The organism is Caballeronia sp. KNU42 (assembly GCF_053760385.1).
On record NZ_CM132390.1, the window covers coordinates 317,391 to 344,065 of the forward strand.

A 26,675-nucleotide genomic window follows, 5' to 3' on the forward strand; every position below is an offset into this window, starting at 1 on the left:
AGCCGTTTAATGAGCCACCTGCCAAAGCAGGACCGGATGAGTGCCACCGGCCGGCATCACCCTCGTGCCGTTCGCGCCGAAATCCCAGCTCGGGCCGAAGCTTGCCGCATTGCTCATGTGCGAGGCCGTCAGTGCGTTGCTCGAAGACGGCGCCGTGCCTTGTGCGCCCACGAGTGCGCCGCCCGACGGTAGCGGCGGTAGCGTGGCATAGGCGCTGCCGGCCGCGCAAATCCTGGTCATCATCATGCTGGCGGAAAGCGTTTTCAATCGCCCGGCGGACAGCGCCGCGCCGGTCGTTGAAAACGAGCCAGGCCGGTGCGATGAAAGAGCTTCGATGAATGACACCGGAAGCACGGAGTCGATCGACTGTGCTTTCGACATACCAGCGCGATGTGGCACGCCCTTCTCCCTGTGATGTTTTCGCTCTTCCGTTCGACCTGGCGGCGAGGCTTTGTAGGGTTCGTAAACTATCAGGGGTGCGCAAGCCGGTATGTGTGCTGTCCCGCATTCCGAATTCATAGTGCAGACGATAGTCCGCTCATCGCGCGAACGGTAGTCGCCTGATCGCGCGTGTCAATTAATCACTCATGCCACGCCCGTCGACTACGAGTTGGCCTGCGACGTCCTTCGCTTAAAGAAATCGACAGCGTGTTGCCGGGTGTCCATCGGAGCGACAGTCGCCGAAGGATCCAGTCCGAACCGGCGCGCAGAGCCTGTCACGAGGCTTTTCTGAAGATCATTTAGCGGTTGAGTCAAGGGGGGCTGGACGAAGTTGGCCGAGGGATTGCCGATACTTGGCATATCTTCGCGCGGCACCGTCAACGTCAGGACCTGCTCGAGCGTGGGCGCGTTAGCTATCCGTTTGCTTGGAAGCATTTTCGACGCGGGAATGTCGAGCCAATCGCGCAAGGTAGCGAGTATCGATGTGTGATCGTACGGAACCAGCGTCGGTGTCCGAAACACTGTGCCCGCTGCGATATAGGGCGACACGACAACAAGCGGAACGCGCACGCCGAACCGGTCGAATCCGAATACCTCGTCGCCCGGCGAGCTTGCTTCATCGGGAGGGATCGCGCCGGACGGTGGCAAGACATGATCAAAACAACCGCCATGCTCGTCGAACGTGATGATAAGCAAGGTCTTGCTCCAGCCAGGAGACGTGCTCACGGCAGTCCAGATCGCATGAAGAAACGTGTCGCCTGCACGTACATCGTGCGGTGGGTGTTGGTCGTTAGGGTCGACCAGGAAGCTTGGTTCGATGAACGAATACTGCGGTAGCGCATCATTCGCGCACGCATCGACAAATGCAGGGAACCCTTTGAAATGAGCCGAGAGCGTCACGTCCCACAGCTTGGGGAACATCGTCCGGGTAAGCGACGGGGTCAATATGGTGTCGCTGTACACCGACCAGCTTGCGCCGACGGAGACGAGCACATTGAAGATAGTTGGCACGTCCCACTTCATTGGGTCTGGCGGGCTGCCATTGTTCACGTGTCCATTCGAGGTGCCGGCGTGCGCGAACGCCCGGTTTGGCCACGTCTGACTCGGCACGGATGCGAACCAGGCGTCGGATACCGCATAGGAACGCGCTAACGTCGCCAACACGGGTAATTGATCCACGCTGTGACATTGCATGACCTGGCTGTCGTCGGATGCTGACGTGGTTTGATAATTGATGACGAATCCCTGCATCGGTATCGATGGGGAAGCTCCTGGAGCAGGGGTCGGCCCCAACAATTGTTCGGTGACGTTGTCGAAAGTCTCCTGCGGATCCGGGTCGGGCACCGTGCTGCTAGTTGTCGATGGGGTCACGTGAACCGGGACGCCCGACTTCGAAGGGTTCGACATACTCATTTGGACGCCGTCGAATTGCGACGAACTCCCTGCGGGAAGAACCGTTCCGGGCGAGCTCCCGGTCGGATAGAGCCAGCCGAGCATTGTGTCGAGCGAGCGATTTTCGAACATCACGACAACAACGTGTTCGATGTTTTCAAGGATATTCGGCACGGAAAAGTCCTCTTTTATAACAACGGTGTCTCGGATGCGTGGCATCAGCAATAGCGGCTGACAAGACGCAGTCGTCATGTTCTCTTAGGGGTACCGGCTTGTTCGTCCACTCCATCGTGAGGTCCATGCCTTCATGACCTATCGAGTGTCACGCAACCTTCGTATTTTTGCCAGATGGAAGTGGGCTTGGTCAAAACACGGCCATCGATTTCCAAAGGCAGGTTAGTAGGTGAAACGCGAGCGCGCCATTGGATCGGCCGCAGGTATATGCGCTATCGCACGGAGCGCATCTTGCTTATCCATCAGAAATTCACATCTCGATTCCCAAGACCCAAGGCAACAAGCGATGCGCCTCGACAGACTACTCCTTGGGCGAAGCCCCTGCACCCATTTATCGATTGACTGCGTGAACAGACGGCCGTCTGAACAAAATCCTCAGCGAGTTCTTAAATGGTTGCGGCCAGGCAAAGGCTTTAACGATACCCATCGCGGTCGTTTGCTTGACTTCTGAAATGCGAAATCCTAACTTGAGTCGTGTCCAACGCGAGTTTCAACGCGATATTGATCCGTGTTCAGGGCGCGATTTGTTTGCGGATGGGTAATGCAATCAAGGATGCGCTGGCCCGCATCGTTCATCGAACTGATCGATACTCAACAATATAGGATTCCGTAAGGATGCTTGCAAACGAGATTGCGATTTCGGACTAACCCCATCGATGGTAAGTTCGATCACAGCGCGACCATCACGGTTCACGGAATGAATGCGCCGGTGCTCTCGTACTCACCTGCTACTCGCTGACAATTCGAGCAGACCGTCCATCGAATGAAAGCGTAAGAAAGCCGATAGCAAAGAGGCGACGGACAGGATCAGTTTCCTTAACCCCGCTGGAGAAAATCATGGCGCGCGCACAGAAAATCATGGTCATTCGTCACGGCGAAAAGCCTGAAGGGACATCACCGCCATATGGCGTGACGACTGCTGGCGTACAGGATGTGCAATCGCTGCTGGTTGCCGGATGGACGCGTGCCGGTGCATTGGCTGTTCTATTCGCGCCTTCACGAGGGCCACTGCAAAGCGCCACCCTCGCAGTGCCGCAATACGTGTTTGCAGCAGCGGACGAAGATGGAAGCGCGAGCCAACGTCCTATCGAGACGGTGAGCGTCGTCGCTCAAAAGCTCGATCTCACGACCAATTCAACGTACAAGGTTGGCGACGAGACTGACCTGGCTGCCGCGGCCATGGCATGCGACGGCGTGGTGCTCGTGGGCTGGGAGCACAAGCACATTCCACTCATCGCCAACGCGATTCTGGGTAACAAGAGCGCTCCGCAAAGCTGGCCGGGAGACCGTTTCGATATGGTGTGGGTGTTCGACCTCAAGGCGGGTAGCGGCGGGTACAGCTTCAGTCAGGTGCCGCAGCTACTGCTCGCGGGCGACCTGCCGAATCCGATCTGAGCCGCCGCAGCCGGACGATGGCGGATTCGAACAGGACTTCGCGCAGACTCTTGCGTGGGAAGAGCACTGCGAAGGTCATCGTCGAACTGGCGCGGGGGCCGTGGATTATCGGCTTAGGGCAGCCTGGGCTCGTTGAAGCCACTCGCTGTTATGTTCGCGGGCGTGGCGTGGCCAATGCTTCGCATCGTGCACGATCTCAGCGTAAAGATCGCGCGCACGCTGACGGTCGGCATCGCCGGATTGCGCCGTTAACCAATCGGCGTACAGGCAACGGGGTGCAGCGTCGCTTGCGCAGGTGAGCGCCATCTCGAACGCGGCGCGCGCGCCTGGTGCGCCGATCGTAGCCAGGGCCCGTGCATACAGCAAGGCAGGCTCGGCTTGCTGGCGGGCAGGAGGATGGACGGCGAACAGTTTTTCCAGCGTGTCCTGCGCGGCCGAAGCTTGGCCGGTGGCAAACTGAGCGCGCGCCAGTCCCTGGAGCAGGGCCGGATCGGATGAGAACGGCCCGCTGACTGCCGATCGGTAATGCTCCAGGGCTTCGGTGGCATTGCCTGCATCGAGCAGCGCTGCACCCAGCCGCATGCGATGTTCGACGGTCGGCGCGCGATCGAAATCCGTGCGCGCCTCGCGCACCGCCCGGTTGGGATCGACAAACTGCGAGATGGCCCTCGTTGCCGTCCTTGCACCACGCGACTGGCGCAGGGTCGGCAGGTAGATGACAAAGAAGTAGACCAGACTGCCAAGGCCCGGGAAAAGAAACAGGATCAGCAGCCAGTACATGTTCTGCTGGTTGCGCACGGCATGCACCGCAAAGAACAGGGCGATGATGACGTAAAGGCTGATTCCGAAAATGCGCATCGACGAAAAGGTCAGTTGTGGTGCGTTGCCAGCAGCACGTCAGCGAAACGGCAGAGCGCTATTGTGACAGAAGCCTGGTGAGATACCTGGTAACTCGGTGGGCACCGGGGCACGCGCTTATTCCGGCGGATTGGCAGTTGGCCCGGGCGGCCGGACAGCGGATGCGCATTAGATTCTTTTGTCGACTTACTTAGAAAATCTTCACCGCACGTTACGGTCTACTGGATTGCCAGGCGGCTTTGAATTGGCAGTTATCGGTTTGTTAGTTATCGGATTGTGGCCGACCTCGCAATGACGATCCGCGAGAAACGTGACTGCCTTCTTCCAGTCCGTCAACCGCCTCTCGCTCTCTGGACAAAGCCTCATCAACAAGTTGCCTGGAGCCAGCTGCGCTGCGCGGTAGTCCTTCGATTTCCGCGTGGCCCGGCAGTCCGGCAAATTCCGTGCTTTCGAGTCCAGCTAACTGCGCGCAAGTGCAACGAATACCGATTCCCGACAATACCGCGATCGCTTGCGGTGCAGTTCTCCGCAATCGCCGCTTCCGAAAAATGCGAATGCGGATAATCCGCAGGGGAAACCTGAACCCCTCCAGGCGAACGAATCGGGTAACGCTCGACGCACGTCAACCGCACCCTGCAAGATATTGGTGAACGGCCTGAATAGCGGCGGCCCCCTCTCCCACGGCAGCCGCCACTCTCTTGACGGAGCCGCTCCGCACGTCGCCAGAGGCAAACACACCGGGCCTGCTTGTCTCCAGATCATGCGGCGGCCGCTCCGCTTTCCACCTCTCGCCCGTATCGGAGCCTGTCAGCACAAACCCATCCTTGTCCAAGGCGACGCATTCGCCAAGCCACCGGGTATTAGGCTGAGCTCCCAGAAAAAGGAAAACGTGCCGGATGGACTTCTGTTCGATCTGCCCCTGCCGGTCCCATTTTATCGTCTCAAGTTTCGACTCACCGCATAACTCGACGATCTGTGTCCGCGTGTGAAGCGTGATGTTGGCCGCCGCGTTGATTCGTCTGATTAAGTAGGTCGACATGCTTGCACTGAGTCCGTCGCCGCGAATGACGACGTGGACATGGCGCGCGAACCTCGCAAGGAATACCGCGGCCTGTCCGGCCGAATTCCCGCCGCCCACCACAATCAACTCTTCGTTGTTGCAGAACGCGCCCTCCATGAAGGTCGCACTGTAGTAGATGCCGCGACCCTCGAAATGCTCGAGACGGGGAAGATCCGGCTTCCGATAGCGCGCCCCGGTGGCAATGACGACAGCGCGAGCGTACACGCACTCGTCCTGATTGAGACCAATGTAAAACGATTGGGTGTCCGAGCAGTCGATCGTCAGCGCCTCGATCGGAACGCCGACCTCGGCGCCGAACTTGCGACATTGCGACAGGCCGCGGCCGGCTAGCGCCTGCCCCGATATGCCAGTCGGAAAGCCGAAGTAATTTTCGATCTTCGAACTAGTGCCAGCCTGGCCTCCCGGCGCTTTGGCATCCAGAACCGCCACCTTCAATCCCTCCGATGCCGCGTACACCGCGGCCGCGAGACCTGCGGGGCCCGCGCCCACCACCACGAGATCGAAGTGCTCGCCATTGAGCCTGTCCGGACTCAGGCCAATCGCGTCCGCGACGGCCCTGTGGGTGGGTTGCCTCAGCACAGAGCCTTGCAACGTGATCACAACCGGAATGTCGGCTTCCGTTGCGTCATAGTGCGTGAGGAGTTCTTTGGCTTCCGCGTGATCGACGATATCGAAGTAGGCCGAGGGCTGACCGTTGCGGCTCAGGAAATGGCGCAGGCGTAGCGTGGGGCCCGAGGACGTACTCCCAATCACCACCACGCCTACGTGTTGGCCCTGGATGAAAGCGACCCGGCGCAAGATATACGCGCGCATGATCGTTTCGCTCAACTCTGCCTCAGCGATCACGAGCGCGCGCAGCGATTCCTCATCAATAACGATGACCTCGCAATCGGAGACGGCGCGTGTCGTTGCGACCGCAGCCCGGCCGGCGAGCGTGGCGACCTCGCCGGTGAAACTGCCTGGGCCATGTGTGCCCAGTAATCGGGGACCCTGAACGGACGCTCTGTATGCCTCGATCGTTCCGGAGAGAATGGCGAACATCCCGGTGTGCCGGTCGCCTTCGGAATAGAGGATGTCGTTGGGCTTCAGCTTGCGTCGCTTGCCGTATCCTTCCAATGTCGCCAGTTGCCTCTCATCGAGCGTGGGATACACCTGATGGTAGCGGCTGCCACCTGACGACAGTTCGTTGGGATTGCCTGAAGAGTCTTTGCCCATGGCGGATTCCATCAAGTTGAGACGTGAACCTTGTCGTGGAACTGCTGCATCCACCACCGGTATGATATCTCCGCTTGCGACACGCGATCGAGTCGCTCTCTCCGCGGACCATGCCCACGGCCCAAATGAATGAGGCCCCTCCGGACGCAAAGAACGGCACAGATCGCGCGATCAATCTTCATCGTTACGGGCCGGAGGCGCGGCCGCTGGACATCGGGTTTTATGCTCAGCGCCTGGCCTTGTCTGACAGTGGGTGGCGTTAGTTGCCTTGACGCTCGTCGCACGCCACATCACTCCAGTCTTTCAGACTCGATGGCAGTTCAGACTCGATGGCAGCGCGATGCATTGCGAAGCATCGCGACTGGCGTCCGCCGAAGTGAGCAGATATTCGATAGTCGGACGACGTATCACCGCCCCTGCCCCGCTACAAATTGCACACTGCGTCTATATTGACTGGGCGTCACACCTTGCTGATGAGCAAAGAACCGCGTGAAGTTTCCGGGCGAATCGAATCCCAGATCAAACGCGATGTCCTGAAGCGCCAACTCGTGCTGCGAGACGCTCTCGATCGAAAACTCCATCCTCAACATGCTTCCGAAGGTTGCCGGAGTCATGCCCGTCTCCTTATGGAACAGATGAAAAAAGTGTGGACGCGACAGCCCAATGGTTCGAGCAAGGTCGTCGAAGTCGGGTGAGATACCTCTCGCCTGCTTCATCGCATCGATCGCGCGACGAATCCTGATGTCGTACATGACGGCGCCAACGAACCTACCCGCCGACAGGGCGCTCGAATGGGGCGAGATACCGACCAGTTCACCGGTCATGTCCGCGATCAGATCTTCGACGGCGCCAAGCGACCGACCTTCACGGTCGGTCAGAATATCCAGCAGGTCAGCATGGAGGCGACTGAGCTTACCGTGCAACGACACTGAAGGCCTCGGAAAAAAATGGGGATGAACGCTGTGCGAAAAACGTCGATCGACCTCCCGCAACCAATCCGGCTCCAGGTAAAGCGCAAGCAGCACCGTCGGTTGAGATAGAGGGATGTGATCGTAAAAATGCGGCTCCCATGCATTCACCAGTAGCACATTCTTGTCTGACACAATATGTTCGCGACCGCAAATCCCGAACTCGATGTCGGGACCGCCTTCCTGAAGACAACGTGAGAAACACGGTGCGCATGGAGAACCATGCTTTTGTCCAGCAGCAGCAATGCCACTCTGCCAAACGGTCCGTGAATGATTCGTAGAGGCTTCGACATCGTAGTCAACTCCTGCTATCAGGTGACAACAAACTTCACGTTCACACTGTGCGCGCCGTCGGCGCAAATAGCACCATCCGCAATGATAAGCGTGCCTACGCCGCGACAAGTCTGCATACGGGTTGGACAGCAACAAATAGGGCATTCGCCTACCCTACCTAAAGGCATTCTCGCACTGTAGCTATCGAAACCCGGTCGCAGCAATTTGACTAGCACGCTTTGACCTCTAGTAACCCTTGCTGCAGTGCAGAACGGCTCATTGTATGGTTGGCACATTTATGCATTCAAGGAGATAGTCATGGCTGGAGTCGGCACCGAAAAGGTATTTGAGAACGATAAAGTCATTGTGTGGAACTTTGTTCTCGCTCCTGGCGAGGAGACGCCCATGCATACCCACAAGCACTCGTACATGTGGTACGCGATCGAAGGTGCGCCCTTGCACATCTTCGATGAAAATGGAGGAGACCTAGGCATCTTTCAAGTTCCCACGGGGGCGATTTACTCGCTCAAATACGAGGATGGCTATCTGGAAGTACTGTCAGATATTGGCAAGGGGGCAAAGGTCCCCGCGACGCACAAAGCGCGTAACGAAGGAATCAACCCGTACCGTGAAGTGCTGATTGAATACAAATAACCGCCTGCCTGTGTGAATCGGACCGAGCAGTCCTCCGAACGCTGCCTGAAGCGAGGCAGCGTTCGGGCGATCCTGCTAAGTTCGATCGGCATCGCTCTGTGCGGATTGCATACACCGGCGACTGAACGACGGCTTCACAAGTGGCCATGTCGTATGGCCCACCCCTTCAGACTTTCACCGGTATTGCCGATCGCACTTAGGAAGCAGCCATCCGAAGAAGAGCTTCGCGATTGCGGATGGCCCATTCGCGCAGCGTCACTGCAGGCCTGCCCAGCAGTTCGCTTACGGCTGGCGTAGAGACCGCGGAATAGTCCATCCGACCATCATAGGTTTGCTGAACCCACTCAAGTTGACTTTTCGCGTAATACGCCTCGACGTCAGGATTCGGCACAACGGCCCCCGAGGCCAGCAACGCCATTAACTGGACCGGTGTCATGACTGCCGCCGTGAACTGATGCCCCGTCGCTTCGGACAGGATCTCGGCAGCCTCTGTACCGTTGAGCACATCAGTCGAGAGGTAATAGTTCTTGCCCGCATGCCGATCGCCACCCTCTTCCAGCACCTTTGCTGCGACCGCTGCGAGATCCTCTCCCGCAACCCAGCCGACGCGCTTTTCGCCCATGGGCCACGGCACCTGAGAATTCCGAACGGGTACCGTTGTAAGGAGGTTCTCCATGAAAAAGTGCGGGTGCAGATGCGACCAATGAATACCACTGCCTTCGATGTACCGTTCGACCATTTCATGCCATGCGAAATGTGGATCGGTTGAACGGTTGTTTCCGAACACGCCTTGATGCACGACGAAGCGAACACCTGCATCCGCCGCAGCGTCCACGAGCGTTTTGCTCTGGTGGATCATGGCGAAAGTGTAGCCAGTCAGCAGATACAATCGGTCGATGCCGCGCAATGCTGCAGAGAAGGTCCGCGCGTCATCGAGATCGAGGTACACCGCCTGCTTGCCCCCTCGCGACCAGGAGTCCACCTTCTCCTGCCTTCGTGACGCACGGACCACCTCGATGCTTGAGGCTGCTGTGTCGAGTATGGCGGCGACCGCGCCACCGGTGAGCCCACTTGCTCCGAGAACAAGTATGCGGGGTCTTGTAGAGTTTTCGATCGTGTTCATGAGGTGTCTTCCTATCAGGCGATAACGGGGACCAGCAAGCTCTTCTCAGGGAATAACGCGCGATTCGCGTAGCTCCTGGAGCAGCTCGAGATACATTTCTTCGGTATCAATGCAGTCAACGAAACCGTGACGACGCGCCTTGATGGTGCTCGTGATGTTGTCGTAGCACGTCTTCAGGATGGCGTCGCCGAATTTCCACGATACGATGTCCCGGTACGCGTACGGTCGAAGCGAATGCTTTGCGACCAGTTCATCCCACGTCGCGCCCTTGTCGGCCATTGTCTCCTGCAGCGATAGCGCGAACGGCTCCCCCACAGGCACCGAAAAGAATTCGGCGATCCTGGGCCAGAGCCTGGACCATCGAAAGTAGTCGCCATTCGTGATGTTATAAATCTGCCCACGACACAATTGCGTTTCGCCGGCCCAATCTACAGCGCGTGCCAGCAATCGTGCGTCGGTTACCTGATACAGCGCGTCATATGCCGCGCGCGGGCCGGGAAAAGACATAGGAACACCCAGCTTGCGAGCCAGTGACCCATATATGGCAATCACCATCAGAAGGTTCATCGGCGTGCCTATCGCAAGCCCAGCTACCGCTTCCGGCCTCAATGCGGTCCACGACCACCGCTTGCCTTCGCATGCGCTTCGGAGGAAGTCCTCTTGGTCGTAGTAAAAGTTGGGCGGCATGTGACGCAGATCACTCTCCTTGGCAGGCGATGGAAACGCGCCGATATGCGCACCATACGCCTTACCTCCCTGCATGAGCGTGACGTGCCTGAGGCCGGGTGCATTCTTCTCAAGCCCTTGCACTGCGTTGCGGAGCATGGTCAAGTTGACCGAAACCTGCTCGGCTTGCGTCTTGCCCTCCTGGTAGGCGCAATAGACCAGGTGCGTTGCGCCCGAGGCCTGCGCGAACATGCGTTCGGACGACACGGGGTCTTCCAGATCGATGGCGAGATGACGGGCCCGCGTCGGAAAATCCGGTGCGCGCCGGGAGATCGCGATGATTTCCACGTCCTCTTTTGCTTCATAGTGCGCCAATACTCCACGCCCGATAACGCCTACCGCGCCCGCAACCACAACTGTTTTCATCTTTCGATTTCCTTTTCGCCATAACTCGTGACATTTCAAAGCGCCGTCAAACGGCGGTGAAGCCTCCGTCCACCAGCACTTCAGAGCCCGTCATGAACGACGCGGCATCCGACAGCAGGAACGCAAGCACTTCCGCGATCTCCACCGGCTCGCCGAGACGCCCGAGGATCGTCGTGCCCAGCAGCATGTTCAGCTTCGCGGGATCTGATTCGTATTCGGCCGTCATCGGTGTTCTGATCGTTCCGGGATGCAGCGAATTGACACGAATGCCGTACTTTGCATAGTCGACGGCCAGGGCCTTGGAGAAGAGCCGCACCGCGCCCTTGGTCGCGCAATAGGCGCTCATGCCCGGCATATTCGCGACGAGTCCGGAGATCGATGAGATGTTCACGATCGATCCCTTGCCCGCTTTGCGCATTGCAGGCAGCACGCTCCTGCTGCCCAGAAACGTCCCCTTCACGTTGATATCAAATACGAAATCCCAATCCTTGACGGTCAATTCTTCAGCCGGCTTGCGCACGAGCACGCCGGCGTTATTCACCAGCCCGTCGATCCGTCCGTGCGTCAGGGTCACCGTCGCCACGACGTCCTCCCATTGCTCCTCATCCACGACGTCAAGATGACGAAACTCGGCCTTGCCGCCCTGCTGGACGATGCTATCCGCGACCTCTTCGCCCTGCGTGTCGACATCCGCGATGACGACATGTGCACCGCGTGCTGCTAGCAGTCGCGAATGGGCTTCGCCCATTCCCTTGGAGCCGCCGGTTACCAGTACCACCTTGTTTGAAAGCATCTCGGTCCTCACTGATTGGTGCGTTTGGTTTGACCAAGGTCACCCCCGAACTTGCATTGCCGATTACTTCAGATACTGATCAACGTTGGCGGTGGTGAGCGGCACCCATGGGACGTCGTACTGCTTGGCCGTACCGTCCTTCCAGGCCATGCCCTTCAACCAGATATCGGAGCGTGGCTTGTACGACGGCCCGATCACCGCGCGCAGCGCCAGGTCGAGCGCGCCCTGTCCCTCCGAATGCGCGTCCTTGTAGAGCGAGAACAGTGTTCCCTGCTTGACCGCACGTTGACCATCCGGAATGCCGTCGATCGAGACCACCGAAATCGCTTTAAGGTCCATTTTCTTGGACCGCATGGCCTCGATCGCGCCGAGCGCCATTTCGTCATTCTCCGCGATCACCCCATTGATCTTCGGCCCATAGAGCGACAGCCAGTTCTCCGTCACGGTCAGCCCTTCCGCACGCGACCAGTTAGCTGTCTTCGACGCCAGAATCTTGATGTCCGGTTTCGACGTGAGTACCTGTTGAATCCCCTGGCGTCGCAGCAGTTGCGGTGAGTTACCAATCGGTCCTTCTAAAATCACCACGTTTCCTTTGCCGTTCAGTGCGTCGACAAGGTGTTCGGTTTCGAGCTTGCCACCTTCCACGTCATTCGTGCCGATATAGGCAAACAGCTTGTCGGAGCCGGCACGCGTCACCGATCCCACTACCGGGATCTTTGCCGCCGCCGCTCTTGCGATCGGAGCGGCCGCGGCCTGATAGTCAATCGGAGCGAAAATGACCGCGTCGAATTTCTGCGTGATCACGGTGTCCATCTGATTGCTTTGCACCATTGCGTCGAACTTTCCATCCAGTACCGTCAGCTTCACGGTGCCGTCCTTGACGAGCGGATGCTCACGCATCTCATTGGCCCAGCGCGACATGTATTCGGGCAGTCCGAACGGCATGACCGCGATACGGTAAGTCGTCTTCTGCGCATGCGCGGCAGCGGACGTCACCAGCACCGTGACGAGTGCAAGGCGTACGAGTAGTTTCATGATTTGTCTCCTGAATTGCGGTTTAAATAAATTTTCGTTGCGGGTGTGGTGGGCGCCGTGCGTGTTACTTGCGGCGCGACGCGTCGAGCATCACCGCACCGACGATGATCAAGCCCTTCACCACTTGCTGGTAATAGGAGGACACGCCCATCAGGTCGAGTCCGTTGTTGATCGTGCCGATGATCAGTGCACCGAACAGCGTACCGAGCAGCGAGCCTCGCCCGCCGGACAGGCTCGTGCCGCCAATCACGACCGCTGCGATCGCATCGAGTTCATAGGCGATGCCGGCTTGAGGCAACGCGGCCGTGGTACGGGCAGTCAGGACAAGGCCTGCCAACGCGGCCATGAAGCCGGAGACGACGTAGGCGAGCAAGATGACCCGCGGCACCTTCACACCGCTTGTCGTTGCACTTTTTTCGCTGCCGCCGACTGCATAGATGTGCCTGCCAAAAACCGTATGGCGTAGTACAAACCAGCAGACACCGAACACGATGACGAGCAAAAGGATTGGCACTGGTACACCGAGCAGGTTCCCGCTGCCGAGCCAGAGCAGACTGTCTGAAAGATCGGGAATGGGCTGGCCGTCGGTGAAGATGTAGGTCATGCCCCGTGCAACACTCAGCATGCCGAGCGTGACCACGAATGGCGGCAGCGACAGCTTTGCGACCGCCAGGCCGTTGAGTCCGCCGAGCACGACCCCGACCATGCAGCCGGCCAACAGCACAAGCCAGATACCATGCGGATGGGAGGTCGTCGCGAGACTTGCGCCCACCGCCCCGGCGAGCGCCATGACGGCACCCACCGACAAATCAATCCCCTTAGTGAGGATGACGAACGTAACGCCAATCGCGAGGATGCCGTTGATCGCCGTTTGGCGGATGATGTTCGTCCAGTTTCCCCACGTCAGAAAAAACTCGTTGGCGAAACTCAGGAACACGCATAGCACGACGAACGCGGCGACAATACCGTACGACTTGAAGAGGCGCACGGCCCAGTTGAAATTGCCTATGGTCTGCATGTTCAGGAGGGCCTTATTGGCGGGAAGATCTTGTCTCATGGCTATCTCTTTCTTGAGTAGGATTCGGTGAAACGGCTAGCACGCGGCGTGCAGCAGGACTTCCTGATTCGCTGCGTGCACGGGCATCGACTGGTTGACGCGTCCCTTTCTGAAAACGATGATCCGGTCGCTCAGCTGCAATACCTCAGGGGCTTCCGATGACACGAGCAGCACGGCGCCTCCATCGCGGACGAAGCGATCCAGCAACGCATAGATTTCCTGCTTGGCGCCTTCGTCAATGCCACGCGTGGGTTCATCGCAAATCAAAACCTTGGGGCAGGTGGACAGACATCGCGCAATCACGACCTTTTGCTGGTTGCCACCGCTCATCGTCGATACCGCCAGCACGTCCGACGAAGTCTTGATCGCGAGCCGTTCGATCATTGCCTTCGCATGCGCGCGCTCGCGCTTGCCGCGCACCACCCCGTGCGACGAAAGAACGCCGAGTGCTGACAGAGAAATGTTGTGCCGGATGGACGAGGACAATACGAGGCCACTTTCCTTCCGGTCTTCGGTGACCATCGCCATGCCGGCCTGGATGGAGCGATCTGGCCGATGCGCCGGAATCAGCTTTCCATCGAGGTGCACAGTCCCCGAATCGCGCCGCGTCAAACCGAAGACGGCACTGAGAAATTCGCTTCTGCCTGAACCCATCAACCCGTATATGCCGACGATCTCTCCCGCCGAGACCTCTACGGAGATATCGTTGAATTGGCCCTTGCCGCTCAGGCCGCGAACCTCCAGCAGCATCTTGCCGAGCGTCGAGCGCGACGACTGGCGCGGCTCGGCGACAGTCCGGCCGACAATCTGGCGGACCAGATGCGCACGATCGATAGTCGAAATGTCACCGGTTTCCACAAACGCGCCGTCGCGGAATATCGTGTAGGTGTCTGCGATCTCGAAGATCTCTTCCAGCCGGTGGCTTACGTAGATGACTCCGGCGCCTTGAGCGGTCAGGCTGCGGATCGCCTTGAACAGTACATGCGCCTCGCGTTCTCCGATGGCCGACGTCGGCTCGTCCATGATGATGATCTGGGCGTCGAAACTGAACGCCTTCGCGATCTCCACGAGCTGGATCTGTGCGAGGCTGAGCGAAGCCATTTGCGCATACGGATCGAGATCAAAACCGAGGCGCTCGAGCAGGGATACCGCGTCCGCGTGCATCTTCCGCGCGTGAACGACCATGCCGGCAATACGCGGTTCGCGCCCGAGGAAAATGTTCTCGGCGACACTCATGTGCGGGATGGGTGACAGCTCCTGCGTGATGATCGCGATGCGATGTTTGATCGCGTCAGCCGGCCCTTCGAAGTCGACGTCCTCGCCATTCACGCGAATCGATCCTGCATCACGTCGCAGGATGCCCATCAGGATGTTCAGGAAAGTGGATTTGCCAGCGCCGTTGCCCCCGCATAGCGCATGCACGCTGCCCGGTTTGAGAATGAATGTGCCATTGCGTAAGGCGGGAACGCCGTCGAAGGATTTCTCAACGCCGACCGCTTCGATGAGATCCGAATGCATAAATCGATGCTCCTCTGGTCGCGGCTTCGCGTTGTTCGATCAGCCACGTGAAATCGGGCGCGCACTTTCCCGCCGGATGGCGCGCGCCGCGCCATCCGCTACGAATTGAGTCAGGTGAAGCGGGGAGAGTCTTCTAGACGGCGGTATAGCCGCCATCCACGACCATCTCGCTGCCGGTCATGAACGACGCGTCATCGGACGCGAGGAACAGCACTGCTTGCGCGATCTCCTCCGCTCTGGCGGGGCGGCCGAGCAGCGACGGGCCCACAAGCGTCTTGGTGAGTACCGGGTCTTCAAGGACGCCGCGCGTCATATCCGTCGCCGTGAGGCTCGGATGCACGGAGTTCACGCGAATACCGTCCTGCGCCACTTCAGAGGCGGTGGCCTTGCTCAGCAGGCGCACCGCGCCTTTCGATGCGACATAGGCTGCCGCATCCGGAAACGCGACGATGCCCCAATTGGACGAGATATTGATGATCGACCCACCGCCGCTCTGGCGCATCGCCGGGATGACCGCGCGCGAGCCGAGGAACACGCCGCGCACATTGACCGCGAACGTCTTTTCCCAGACGTCGAGCGACGTACTTTCGGTCGTCCCCGAAAGGTAGATGCCGGCGTTGTTCACCAGGACATCGAGACGGCCGTAATGGTCGACCACCTGCTTGACAGCGGCTTGCCACAGCGACTCCGACGTCACGTCAAGTTCGATGAAGATTGCATCGCTATCAGTCTCAGCCCTGATGCGTTCGACCGCCGCGTGGCCGTTGACCGTATCGCGGTCGGCAACGACGACCTTTGCACCTTCCTGCGCCAGCAGTCGAGCCGTAGCGAACCCCAATCCAAGCGCACCTCCCGTTACCACTGCCACCTTGTCTTTCACGCGTGCCATTTCATATCTCCTGATTGAACGAACGTGCTCTGCGACGGCGCTGAAGCTGTGCGATCCGCCGGGTTGATTCAAGTATTGGTCAATCGATCAATTTTGTCAAAATGATTGAAAATTCGCCGCACAGCCTTTAGTCAAAAGGATTCCGGCGATATTTTGAGGCGCGGGGTTGCGTGAATGCGCGTAAACACCTATGCGTTCCGGCTTTCAGTGCGCGCTCCATGAATCGATGTCCTGCGGCGGCAGGCTCATGGCTCCCGAATCAATCGAAGGTTGAACGTTTAGATTTAAGGTGCTAATCTAAAATTGATCGATCGAACAATTTATGGAGATCATATGACGATCTTGCGGCTTGACCATTTCACCCTGCGCACGGCCAAGGTCGAAGAGACTGCGGCATTCTTCCGCGATGCCATCGGCATGACAGAAGGCTGGCGTCCGGGATTCAGGTTCCCTGGCAAGTGGATGTACGTCGGCGACCGGCCCATGGTCCATATCGCCAACGTCGAAGCTGACAATGCGGAAATGACGGCATATCTGGGCGATCGCCCGGTGACGCAAGGCGGCGGCTCGCTTGACCATATATCGATGCGCTGCATCGGCCTGGCGGATTATCAGAAACGCCTGGGCGTGCTGGGCTTGCCGTTCCAGGAACGTGTAATCCCGGAACTCTCCGAGCACCAGCTCTTTCTTGAGGACCCGAACGGGATCAAGATCGAGTTACTGTTTCCTTACTCGCCGGACGACGAAATCCTGGGAGATAATCTGGGGAGGATGAACTTGTCCGCAGCACCGCCCGTAAGGCCGCCTGCTTCATAGGCTATTCAGGCTGCGCCCGCGCGATGCGCTGATGCTCTGAATACAGCCAGCGAGGAAACTAACAACCGAATGAAGCCAAACAATTCTTTTGCGGGGCCCGCGCAGGCGTCAGCTGCGCGCAAAACGCCCCGCAAGCGCCCGGCTGCGGCCGCGGAACCGACTCCGGACAGCACAACGGAAAGGGTCAGGGCTAAGCACATGCTCGCAACGGACCGGGAAGCGCAGATCGTGCGGCGCGCGGTCGAGTACTTTTCGGCGCACGGCTTCGGCGTGGGGACGCGTGAACTCGCGAAGCACATCGGCGTAACACAGCCTCTGCTCTATCACTACTTCGGCAGCAAGGAGAAACTGGTTGAGCGCGTGTATCGCGAAGTCTTTTTTTCCCGCTGGAATCCGGAGTGGGAAGAGCTGCTGAAAGATGCATCGAGGCCTCTCGATGAACGGCTGATCATCTATCTGGAGGACTACACGCGCGCCATATTAGGCAACGACTGGATCAGGTTGTTCGTGTTCGCGGCGCTCGACGATCCTTCGCTCAACAAGCGCTATATCGGCCTGTTGCACGAGAGAATCTTCAAGCCGGTATTGCGCGAAATACGGGCGAGCAAGGGGATGCCGCCAGAGCCCACCGAGATCGATCTTGAGCTGTTTTGGGGCTTTCACTCAAGCTTCTTCTATATGGGCGTGCGGCAGTGGATATACCGGATGGAGGTGCCGGCCGGTCTGACTCGCCTGATCGAAGCGCACGTACACAATTTTCTCTTCGGATTCCACCAGACGCTCGCCGCCGGGTTGACACACCCCCAGTGAAGCGCAATCGACAATATCATCGGGTGGACTGAGAACAAGAAACCCGTCGGGTGTTTTCACGAAATGATCGCACCGCTGTAACTATGCCCAACGACCGCGGCCGGACCGTCCTGGCGAGCAAGAATACGTCGGTCGGGCCACAATCGTCCGAGAATGATGTGAGCGGCTCCTGAACGAGGTTTGCGCAATATCCTTCCCTGGTCCAGATGTCAGAGAACGGCCTCCAGTCGGAATGATCTGGACTCCAAATCTGGCTAACGCTTCGGCCCGAATCACCACATTTGCGCCGTCGCCTCGCCCTGGAATTCGTGTTCGTCCTTGCGGCGACCGGTCACGGCATTAGATCGAGACGGCCATATACACCACTGGTGGGAGTCGGACCGGCCGCGAAGAACAGCGTGTTAAGTGGCTGGTTATCGACGTTGTTTCCAAATGCAATCCCCCGGAGTCCCGTCTGCTTGAAGATCGTTCCATCAGTCTGCGTGAGGGCGCCAATGAACGCGCCCGTGTTCGGGTCGAACACATTGATCGTCCCATCGCCGAAATTTCCCGCTAGCAGTCCATTGCTCGCTGCCCCAAAATTCGCCGGGCAAGCGCCACGCCCCACGGCGAATTCAAAACGCCGCCGGTCGCAACACGCTTGATGAAGTTGCCGGCGGCTAGCGGGCGTCCTCTTCATATCGCGCTTCACTTCGGGAAAATGCCCCTGGATTTTGCTGCTGCGTCCTTAGCGCAACATAACCCTCATTCCTGATAGCGCAAATATGAATCGCATTCGAGGCATTTCATGGCGACAACGATCCGCGACAATCGGACCAACAATCTTTCCCATGGCTGAAGACATACCAGCCCGCCTCCTGGGTCGCCGACGTTACGATTTTTAGGTGGCGCATGTCACCCGCACAAGATACTCGACACAGCGCGCATGCGGGATCATTCCACGAACGCCATGTCCGGCTTCGGCCAGGACGTAGATGCGTTTCCAGGTTGAAGTAGCCGCTCCAGCGAAGGGCTGCAGACGCAGGTCCATATATTGATTATAAATATCAATATTTACATTTATTTTTTACACAATATCATCGTATCAAGAGATCGGTCGAACGCGGTCAGACGCTCGACCTAGGTGGACTCTAATGTGCGATTTCACGTCTAAAGCCCTGACGGAATGACGACAACGGCTTTGGGTCGCGTTTGCTTCAAGTAGGTTATTTGGTCAGCATATTTTATGTCGTACTACTATATATATGTTCACTGAAAAGCCATATCAATTGATCACGTTCGACATGCGAGCGATAGATCCTTCCTCATATGGATTGGAGATAAAGATGAAACTGAAAAAGACCTCGGTGGCCGTATTGACACTTGGCACGTTTGCTGGCGCCGTGCACGCGCAAAATAGCGTGACCCTATACGGCCTCGTCGATGCGGGCATCCTTATCAACAACAACGTCAAAGGCTTGCATCAGTACGCGCTCTCGCAAGCAAGTTCCTCCCGCTGGGGCTTGAGGGGCACCGAAGATTTGGGAGGCGGTCTGTCGGCGATCTTCAACCTCGAAAATGGCTTCAGCTCGGGCACGGGGGCGCTTGCCCAGGGTGGCCTTGAATTCGGTCGCAAAGCTTTCGTCGGATTGAGTAGCAGCCAGATGGGTACACTAACGGCCGGCCGTCAATACTCGGTCAGCGGTGACTGGACCTCCGGGTTCGCGTCCGGTGCCGATTGGGCTGCCGCAGGCCTCAACTTCGGCTCGCGTGCGAGCGACGTCGACAACGTCAACACGTCGAACCGTATCCAGAACTCGATCAAGTACGAGAGCCCGAACTACCGCGGCCTGCAAGTGGGCGTGCTGTACAGCCTGGGCGGCGTGGCGGGCAACTTCTCGCAAAATTCCGTAGTAGATGCGGCACTCTCGTATTCGAACGGGCCATTCAAGCTCGGTGCCGGTTATACGTTCGTGAAGGATCCTTATTACGCGACCTACGGCGATCAGGCCAATTCGTCGACGCCGTCTTCTTCGGCCACAGGCGCGAACGACAACATGAACAACAAGATCTTCGGCGGCTACGCTTCGGCGGGTTCACAGCAGATCATCGTGGCGGGCGGTTCGTATGTGCTTGGTCCGGCAACCATCGGCCTCCTGTACTCAAATACGCAATTCCAAAACCTGGGTTCGGTAAACGCGGTCGGCGCGATCGCTGCCCCTAAGTATAACGGCGGTACCGCGACATTTAACTCGGGCGAAATCAACCTGAAGTACCAAGTGAACCAGGCGCTGCTGCTAGCAGGCGCATATATTTATACGCACAACAGTGGCGCGGACGGACTGGGCAGCGCGAAGTACAATCAGTTCAACCTGGGCGCGTTCTACGCGCTGTCGAAGCGCACTACGCTGTACGCGATTGGCTTCTACGAGATGGCTTCGGGTATCGATTCGACAGGTAAGCAGGCCGTTGCCGATCTGAGCGGCAGCTCATACTCGGCCAACAATCACCAGCTCGCCACCATCTTCGGCATCACTCACAGGTTCTAAACATAGGGGCCGGCCGCAGGGACCGGCCGATCGAGCGGCCGGCCCATCATATCTTCGTTAATTCGTCATCCCTTCAGGTAGTCCATCCGCCCTTCAATTGCGCTGGCAATTCGAGCACCCCACAACCCGCTGTCTCTGCACTTCGGTTTGGCCACGCTGCGGCCATTGCAATCGCCAGCGAAACTTAACCCTACGTCATATGAGCTTGGCTTAAGAGTGATACTCCTTGCATCGGCCGCCGTGCACGTCACCCGCTTTTCCGCGAACCTAACGTACCGCTGCGCGACCCACCCTCTCGCGGGTCGAGGGTAGTTTGAAGTAGTCGCTCCGAGACCGAACCATGGTTAGCTTTAATATATTGATTACTATTATCAATATTGACATTTATTCGCAGCGTAATATGATTTTGTCAACAGATAGATCGGCCGTCTCCCAACAATCGACCCAGGTTGACCATCATGCGCCATTCCAGTCTCTCCGCTTTCGGCACTGTTGCCGCGCTGCTCACGCCACCGTTGATGTCGACCCCCGCCAATGCCTCGGCGAACGACCCCTTGATGTCGATCTCGCAAACACTGCAAGCGCAGTCGAACAGCTCGCTCACGTGCGTGGCTATCGCACAGCGTTCGCTGGCCGAAATCCACCGCCTCGACCCGACGCTCAAGGCTTTCATCACCGTCAACCCAAGCCTGCTGTCGGATGCTGAAAAGCTGGACGAGCTGCGTCGCGCCGGCACAGTTTTGCCGTTGCACTGTGTCACGGTTGCGGTGAAGGACAACATAGATGTCGCTGGCATGCCCACCACTGGCGGCTCGGTGCTGCTCACTGACAATCATCCCGCGAGCGATGCCGAGGCTGTGCGCCGGTTGCGTGCGGCGGGTGCACTCTTCGTCGGCAAGACCAATCTGGATGAACTGGCGGTCGCCGGCAGCACAATCAGTTCGCTCGGCGGCCAAACGCTCAATCCCTACGACACGACGCGTTTCGCAGCCGGTTCGAGCGGCGGCTCGGCCGTGTCGGCATCGACTGGGATATCAACGTGCTCGATCGGCACCGAGACCGTCAATTCGCTACGCAACGCGGCAAGCTCGGCGGGTGTCGTCGCGGTCCGCTCGACGCATGGTCTCGTTAGCCGCAGCGGCGTAATCCCGCAATCTTCCTCTATGGATATCGTTGGTCCGATCTGCCGCCATGTCGAAGACTCCGTGCGGATGCTCGAACAAATGTCCGGGCACGATCCCAGTGATCCGCAAACGACAGCCAACGAGGGGCTACACACCCGTATTGCACTGGAGAACCTGCACGCGGCCGATCTCAAAGGGGTGCGGCTCGGCGTGCTCAAACATCTGTTTTCGACAGAGCCGGACGGCGCGCCCGTCAATGACATCATGCAAGTCGCGCTCGACAAACTGCGTGCAGCCGGCGCGCAGCTTGTTCCGATCGAAGATCCGGAATTCGACTCAGCGACCTCAAGCGAACGCATGAACGTCAGCAATTACGAATTCCGACCGCTGTTCGACGCCTATCTTGCTTCGATCAAGCCTGTTTCTGGTATTGAAAGTACTTTGGACTACTACGATGCACACCGATTTCCCGAAGAGACGATGGGCAAGTTCCTGAAGAACGCTGTCAGTTGGCGCGATCCTTTGCATCTGCCCGACTATCTGGCTGCATTGGATTACACCGCGGCCTTCAAGACGAAACTGCTCGGGCTGATGGACACGCAAAAGCTCGATGCGCTCATCTACCCGTCGCAAAAGCGACCGCCCATTTTGCTGACCGACAAGCCGCGCCCCGAACGCAACGGTGTGTTCGCGTCGGCATTGGGATTACCGGCCATTGATCTTCCCGCTGGCTTCACTGAACCGACCACAAACGCACCGCAAGGTTTGCCGGTCGGTATCGACCTGCTCGCCCGGCCGTATGACGACATGAAGTTACTCAATGTGGCCCTGGCAATCGAGAGGACGCTCGACGCGCGTCGGGCTCCGCCGCTCGCGCACCCATAAGCCGTCGGACCGACACCGGACAGCGCACACATGCAAATCTTGTACAAGGCGAAGACAACGCCCGCCAATTCCATATAGGGAGACTCACACATGGCTTCTCAGAATTCCACAGATTCCCGCGCCGGCTGGCCGCCAGGTTTTTTCATCGGCACGCGCGAACACATCCCCACCGTCGCACAAATCACCGCATATCTCGGTCGGCCAGTTGCGACAATCGGCGACTGCCTGGGACGCAGCCTCGGAGCGACCGGGTTGAAGGCGTATCACGAGCCGTTGAACCTGACGATGTGCGGTCCCGCGCTCACGGTGCGCGTGCGGCCCGGCGACAATCTGATGATCCACAAGGCACTCGAACTTGCGAGAGCCGGCGACGTGCTCGTGATTGACGGTGGCGGCGACCTTTCGCAAGCGGTGATCGGTGGACTGATGCGCACCACGGCGTTGGCCGCACAGTTGAGCGGCATCGTGCTCGATGGCGCGTTGCGCGATGTCGTCGAATGGGGCGATGACCGGTTGCCGGTCTTCGCGAAGGGGCATACCCATCGCGGACCGAGCAAAAACGGGCCCGGGGAAATTAACGTGCCGATCGCATGCGCAGGAATGACGGTATCGCCCGGCGATCTTGTCATTGGCGATGCCGATGGCGTGATTTCTGTTCCGATCGAGCAGCTGGATGCGTTGTTACCACGCGTCCTCGCGCATGAACAACGCGAAGCAAAGATCCGCGAAGCTAACGCAAACCGCCAGTCCGATCCAGAGCGCTTTAACGCAATTCTGCGCGCCCAAGGCTGTCCGATCTGAGCGTCACGCCCATCAAGGAGATCCTCTCATGAATCCCTCAACGTTGCGCTCGGCCGACGATCCACCCGCGGACGTCAATTCTCCGCTTCGTTTAACCACGGCACAGATCGCGGTACTCGCGAAAGTCCGGCGACGCATGTTGCCGATCCTGATGCTGTGCTACTTCGCCGCGTTTCTCGACCGCGTCAACATCGGCATCGCGTCGCTCGACATGAATGTCGACCTGCACCTGACCAACGCGCAATTCGGCTTCGGGGCCGGGATGTTCTTTGTCGGCTACGTGATCTTCGAAGTACCCAGCAACCTGTTGCTAGCCCGCCTTGGCGCACGGCGCTGGATCCCGCGGATTCTCGTCACCTGGGGCATCGTGTCGGCCTGCATGGCGCTCGCCTGGGATCACCGCAGCTTCTATGCGCTGCGGATACTGCTTGGCATAGCGGAAGCCGGCTTCTTCCCCGGCATGCTGTTCTATCTGACGCTCTGGTTTCCGCGCTCCTATCGGGCGCGCGTGTACTCGTTGCTGTCGGTCGCGGTTCCGCTCGCATCGGTGGTTGGCTCGCCCCTGTCGGCGCTGATCCTGCATCACTTCCAGGACTTCGCCGGCCTGAAAAACTGGCAGTGGATGTTCATCATTGAAGGCGCCCCTGCGGTCATCATGGGATTCGTATTTTATTGCTTCCTGCCGAGCCGTCCGGAAGATGCCAAATTCCTTGACGATAACGAACGTGCATGTCTGGTCGAGTTGATGCATACCGAACGACGCACGCAGCAACTCGCCGATACGCGCTCTGGCGGCCAATATTCGTTTGCACGGCTCGTCAGCGATAAACGGATATGGGCGATGTGCCTGATCGAGTTGTGCCTGATCGTGGGTTCGAATGGCCCCGCAATCTGGATGCCACAGTTCATCAATGCATTCAACCATCATATGACAACGATCGAGGTCGGCCTCGTCGCGGCGTTGCCGTCGTTAGCCGCCTGTACCGCGATTCTGTTCAGCGGCTGGAACGCCGACCGAACAAATAAACGCGTCGCGCATGTCGCAGTGCCGTTCCTGATCGCCGCAGCGGGCTTCGTGCTGGCCGCGTGTTCGAGTTCCGATCTGATGCGCCTTATTGGGCTCATGATCGGCAGCGCCGGAGTCGCGGCGACCATCCCGAACGTCTGGTACATCCCGTCGGCCCTGCTGTCTGGCACGGCTGGCGCAGCGGGGCTGGCACTGATCAATTCAGTCGGTAGTGTCGGCGGATTTTTCGGCCCCTACGCGATCGGCGCGATACGCGATCTCACCGGTTCGTTCGATATCTCGCTTCTGTTCCTGGCCGGGGTGGTTGCGCTCGCTGCCGTCGTCGTCACGGTGCTGGGTTATCGAATGCGGTTCATCCTCAGGTCGCCGCGTGAGGTGCGCCACGGACACTAACGCATCCCCTTTCATCCGGCGATGCCAGGTGACGAATTTTATCTAAGGAGAACACCATGTTTCATCACGACAGGGCCGGCGGCGATCATGCAGGCCGCATCCGCATCGCTGAGGCCAATCTTTTGTCTGTCGCCGTCGCACCCCGCTCCAACTGGTCTTTCCTCGTGCTGCGAAGCGACGATGGACGAACTGGTTGGGCAGAACTCACGCTGCGTGCACATGAGCGCTTGCTCAACGCGACGCTCGAAGATCTAAGGCCATCACTGATCGGCAAAACGCTCCTGCAAGTCTTCGGCGATTTTGCAGCGCGTCCGTCTTTGCCAAGCGGACGTGTCGGCAACGCTCTGCTGTCTGCACTCGATCAGGCGGCGACCGACCTGCTAGCGCAGGAAGTGGGAGCGCCAATTTTCAACGTGCTCGGCGGCCATACCAGGCAGCCGCTGCGCGGCTACGCGACCGTTAATCGCAGCATTCGCGAGCGCACGCCAGAGGGCTTCGCGCAAGCGGCGCTTCGCGCCGTTGAGGCCGGCTATCGAGGCGTCAAGATCATGCCGTTCGACTCGATCTTGCCCGCGACCGCCTCAAGTCCGCACGGACTGGAAGAAATCGAACGCACACTGATGCGCATCGAAGCAGTACGCGCCGCGATCGGCGATGAAATCCAGTTGATGGTCGACTGTCACTGGCGACTGGACGAAGCGGGCGCAATGGCCTTCATCGAACGCGTCGCTCGCTCGCGCTTGCACTGGCTCGAGTGCCCGGTACCCGAGAACGAATTGTGGGACGACGGTATAGCGCGGCTGCACAAGCATGCGAATGCGCATGGAATGCTGCTCGCCGGCGCAGAAAACGGAGTGTGCGCCAGTGGCTACGCCCGCTTCATTCGCAAGCGCCTTTACGATGTCGTGATGCCCGACATCAAGTATTGCGGCGGGTATGGCGAACTTGCACAGATCGTCCGTATGGCGCAGGAAGAAGGTGTCGTCGTGTCGCTGCACAATCCAACCGGTCCGGTCGCGCACGCACATACGTTGCATGCCTGTCTCGCGCTTGGACTTGATCAGCCCGTTGAACATCAATTCTCGGAGTCACCCCTCTTCGAGTCATTGATTGTCGGCAACGGTCCAATTTCCGCAGACGGTTGTTTCGAAGTCGGCGACGCGCCAGGCCTTGGTTTTTCGGTCGACGCTGAGCTTGCAGCACGCCACCCGCTTGCTCCTGTTCCACTGTCGCTTGCGGACCCCAGCTTTGCGTAGGTAAGGAGCCGGGAACTGAAGATACACAGCCGTGTGTCGTCGCTTCCGTCCGACAACGCCCTTAATATACGTACCGCCATGAAACCACGCCTGCTGGTCCTGATCCATTTGAACGACTCAAGCCGCGCCCGGATTGAAGCCGAGTTCGATGTCGTCTACGCCCCTGACTCCATCAAACGGCCCGCTGCGCTCGCCGCCCACGGCGCGGATATCCGTGCGGTATTGACCAACGGCACGAACGGTCTGAACGTCGTCGAAATCGACCAGATGCCACGACTCGAACTGGTCTGCGCGATGGGCGCCGGTTACGAAAATATTGCTGTCGAACATGCCCGCTCGCGCGGCATCGTGCTCGCCAACGGTGTGGGCACCAACGACCAATGCGTTGCTGATCATGCATTTGCGTTGCTGCTCGCGGTGGTGCGCGACGTTGCGCAACTCGATCAGGCCACGCGCCGCGGGGTCTTGCGCGACACATTACCGCTGCGTCCGGACGTTTCCGGCAAGCGCCTTGGCATCGTCGGCCTTGGCAATATCGGCGAGAAGGTCGCGCGTCGCGGCGCCGGCTTCGATATGGAGATCAGTTATCACAATCGTAAGCATTGCGAAGGATCACCGCTGCGTTACGTCGACAGCGTGGCGGAGCTCGCGCAGTGGAGCGACTTTCTGATAGTGACGACGCCCGGCGGCACAGGCACACGTCATCTGATCGGCGCACAGGCGCTCGAATCACTTGGTCCGCACGGCTTCCTGGTTAACGTTTCGCGCGGCAGCGTCGTTGATACCGCTGCGCTTGTGCAGGCGCTCACCGCGGGGACGATTGCGGGCGCCGCGCTCGATGTCTATGAAGGCGAACCGCATCCGTGCGAGGCATTGCTAAGCCTGCGTAACGTGGTGTTGACACCGCATGTGGCCGGCCGCTCGCCGGAGGCGATTATCGCCTCAGTCAATAACTTCCTGAGCAATGCCACCAGGCATTTTGCCGGCGAGCCGGTGTTGACGCCGATTTGAGCCGGC

Annotated in this window: 23 protein-coding genes; 10 read left to right on the forward strand and 13 right to left on the reverse strand. The window is 58.7% G+C overall.

The features are described 5' to 3' along the window. Nucleotides 1-6 precede the first annotated feature (6 nt). Together ACSOSP_RS32840 and ACSOSP_RS32845 are read right to left on the reverse strand one after the other, a co-directional pair. On the reverse strand, nucleotides 7-381 hold the full coding sequence (locus ACSOSP_RS32840) for a hypothetical protein (RefSeq protein ID WP_455314832.1): 375 nt from the start codon (nucleotides 379-381) through the stop codon (nucleotides 7-9). 222 nt (nucleotides 382-603) lie between these two features. Beyond that, entirely contained in the window at nucleotides 604-2,007 is a 1,404-nt protein-coding gene (locus ACSOSP_RS32845; RefSeq protein WP_455314833.1) for an alkaline phosphatase family protein, read from the reverse strand. A gap of 897 nt (nucleotides 2,008-2,904) precedes the next feature. Between ACSOSP_RS32845 and ACSOSP_RS32850 the strand changes: the two genes are divergently transcribed. Then, nucleotides 2,905-3,462 (forward strand): hypothetical protein, encoded by a 558-nt coding sequence (locus ACSOSP_RS32850; protein ID WP_455314834.1) that lies wholly within the window; start codon nucleotides 2,905-2,907, stop codon nucleotides 3,460-3,462. A 105-nt stretch (nucleotides 3,463-3,567) separates the two neighbouring features. Here ACSOSP_RS32850 and ACSOSP_RS32855 read toward each other — a convergent pair whose 3' ends face one another. From ACSOSP_RS32855 to ACSOSP_RS32865, 3 genes are all read right to left on the reverse strand, one after another. Then, nucleotides 3,568-4,320, reverse strand: a complete 753-nt coding sequence (locus ACSOSP_RS32855; protein ID WP_455314835.1) for a tetratricopeptide repeat protein — start codon at nucleotides 4,318-4,320, stop codon at nucleotides 3,568-3,570. Between the two features lie 622 nt (nucleotides 4,321-4,942). After that, a complete protein-coding gene (locus ACSOSP_RS32860; RefSeq protein ID WP_455314836.1) occupies nucleotides 4,943-6,616 on the reverse strand; it encodes an FAD-dependent oxidoreductase in 1,674 nt (557 codons plus the stop codon). 407 nt (nucleotides 6,617-7,023) lie between these two features. Continuing rightward, nucleotides 7,024-7,719, reverse strand: a complete 696-nt coding sequence (locus ACSOSP_RS32865) for a helix-turn-helix transcriptional regulator (RefSeq protein WP_455314837.1) — start codon at nucleotides 7,717-7,719, stop codon at nucleotides 7,024-7,026. 456 nt (nucleotides 7,720-8,175) lie between these two features. Here ACSOSP_RS32865 and ACSOSP_RS32870 point away from each other — a divergent pair, with 456 nt between their 5' ends. Next, nucleotides 8,176-8,511: a hypothetical protein gene (locus tag ACSOSP_RS32870; RefSeq protein ID WP_455314838.1), complete on the forward strand. Its 336-nt coding sequence runs from the start codon at nucleotides 8,176-8,178 to the stop codon at nucleotides 8,509-8,511. A gap of 196 nt (nucleotides 8,512-8,707) precedes the next feature. On the opposite strand, the gene ACSOSP_RS32875 is transcribed toward ACSOSP_RS32870, so the two are convergent. The 7 genes from ACSOSP_RS32875 to ACSOSP_RS32905 form a co-directional block, all read right to left on the reverse strand. Next, nucleotides 8,708-9,634 carry an NmrA family NAD(P)-binding protein gene (locus ACSOSP_RS32875; protein WP_455314839.1) on the reverse strand — a complete coding sequence of 309 codons (927 nt, stop codon included), beginning with the start codon at nucleotides 9,632-9,634 and terminating at the stop codon, nucleotides 8,708-8,710. Nucleotides 9,635-9,679: 45 nt separating this feature from the next. Further along, entirely contained in the window at nucleotides 9,680-10,726 is a 1,047-nt protein-coding gene (locus ACSOSP_RS32880; protein ID WP_455314840.1) for an SDR family oxidoreductase, read from the reverse strand. 46 nt (nucleotides 10,727-10,772) lie between these two features. After that, complete coding sequence (locus ACSOSP_RS32885; protein WP_455314841.1) at nucleotides 10,773-11,519, reverse strand: SDR family NAD(P)-dependent oxidoreductase; 747 nt, start codon at nucleotides 11,517-11,519, stop codon at nucleotides 10,773-10,775. A 63-nt stretch (nucleotides 11,520-11,582) separates the two neighbouring features. Continuing rightward, the gene (locus ACSOSP_RS32890) at nucleotides 11,583-12,554 is read right to left on the reverse strand and encodes a substrate-binding domain-containing protein (RefSeq protein ID WP_455314842.1); all 972 of its coding nucleotides are present in this window, start codon (nucleotides 12,552-12,554) and stop codon (nucleotides 11,583-11,585) included. A gap of 64 nt (nucleotides 12,555-12,618) precedes the next feature. Beyond that, complete coding sequence (locus ACSOSP_RS32895; protein ID WP_455315403.1) at nucleotides 12,619-13,572, reverse strand: ABC transporter permease; 954 nt, start codon at nucleotides 13,570-13,572, stop codon at nucleotides 12,619-12,621. Nucleotides 13,573-13,647: 75 nt separating this feature from the next. Continuing rightward, nucleotides 13,648-15,129: a sugar ABC transporter ATP-binding protein gene (locus tag ACSOSP_RS32900; RefSeq protein WP_455314843.1), complete on the reverse strand. Its 1,482-nt coding sequence runs from the start codon at nucleotides 15,127-15,129 to the stop codon at nucleotides 13,648-13,650. Nucleotides 15,130-15,262: 133 nt separating this feature from the next. Continuing rightward, a complete protein-coding gene (locus ACSOSP_RS32905; protein WP_455314844.1) occupies nucleotides 15,263-16,018 on the reverse strand; it encodes an SDR family NAD(P)-dependent oxidoreductase in 756 nt (251 codons plus the stop codon). Between the two features lie 333 nt (nucleotides 16,019-16,351). Here ACSOSP_RS32905 and ACSOSP_RS32910 point away from each other — a divergent pair, with 333 nt between their 5' ends. Together ACSOSP_RS32910 and ACSOSP_RS32915 are read left to right on the forward strand one after the other, a co-directional pair. Continuing rightward, a complete protein-coding gene (locus ACSOSP_RS32910) occupies nucleotides 16,352-16,834 on the forward strand; it encodes a VOC family protein (protein ID WP_455314845.1) in 483 nt (160 codons plus the stop codon). 198 nt (nucleotides 16,835-17,032) lie between these two features. Then, a complete protein-coding gene (locus tag ACSOSP_RS32915; protein WP_455314846.1) occupies nucleotides 17,033-17,644 on the forward strand; it encodes a TetR/AcrR family transcriptional regulator in 612 nt (203 codons plus the stop codon). Nucleotides 17,645-17,975: 331 nt separating this feature from the next. On the opposite strand, the gene ACSOSP_RS32920 is transcribed toward ACSOSP_RS32915, so the two are convergent. Further along, complete coding sequence (locus tag ACSOSP_RS32920) at nucleotides 17,976-18,323, reverse strand: TIGR03118 family protein (RefSeq protein WP_455314847.1); 348 nt, start codon at nucleotides 18,321-18,323, stop codon at nucleotides 17,976-17,978. A gap of 646 nt (nucleotides 18,324-18,969) precedes the next feature. Here ACSOSP_RS32920 and ACSOSP_RS32925 point away from each other — a divergent pair. From ACSOSP_RS32925 to ACSOSP_RS32950, 6 genes are all read left to right on the forward strand, one after another. Then, entirely contained in the window at nucleotides 18,970-20,172 is a 1,203-nt protein-coding gene (locus ACSOSP_RS32925; RefSeq protein ID WP_455314848.1) for a porin, read from the forward strand. Between the two features lie 458 nt (nucleotides 20,173-20,630). After that, a complete protein-coding gene (locus ACSOSP_RS32930) occupies nucleotides 20,631-22,181 on the forward strand; it encodes an amidase (RefSeq protein WP_455314849.1) in 1,551 nt (516 codons plus the stop codon). Nucleotides 22,182-22,271: 90 nt separating this feature from the next. Then, nucleotides 22,272-22,982 (forward strand): RraA family protein, encoded by a 711-nt coding sequence (locus ACSOSP_RS32935; protein WP_455314850.1) that lies wholly within the window; start codon nucleotides 22,272-22,274, stop codon nucleotides 22,980-22,982. 28 nt (nucleotides 22,983-23,010) lie between these two features. Then, entirely contained in the window at nucleotides 23,011-24,402 is a 1,392-nt protein-coding gene (locus ACSOSP_RS32940; RefSeq protein ID WP_455314851.1) for an MFS transporter, read from the forward strand. A 56-nt stretch (nucleotides 24,403-24,458) separates the two neighbouring features. Then, nucleotides 24,459-25,658 (forward strand): mandelate racemase/muconate lactonizing enzyme family protein, encoded by a 1,200-nt coding sequence (locus tag ACSOSP_RS32945; RefSeq protein ID WP_455314852.1) that lies wholly within the window; start codon nucleotides 24,459-24,461, stop codon nucleotides 25,656-25,658. 78 nt (nucleotides 25,659-25,736) lie between these two features. Next, nucleotides 25,737-26,669: a 2-hydroxyacid dehydrogenase gene (locus ACSOSP_RS32950; protein WP_455314853.1), complete on the forward strand. Its 933-nt coding sequence runs from the start codon at nucleotides 25,737-25,739 to the stop codon at nucleotides 26,667-26,669. Nucleotides 26,670-26,675: the final 6 nt, after the last annotated feature.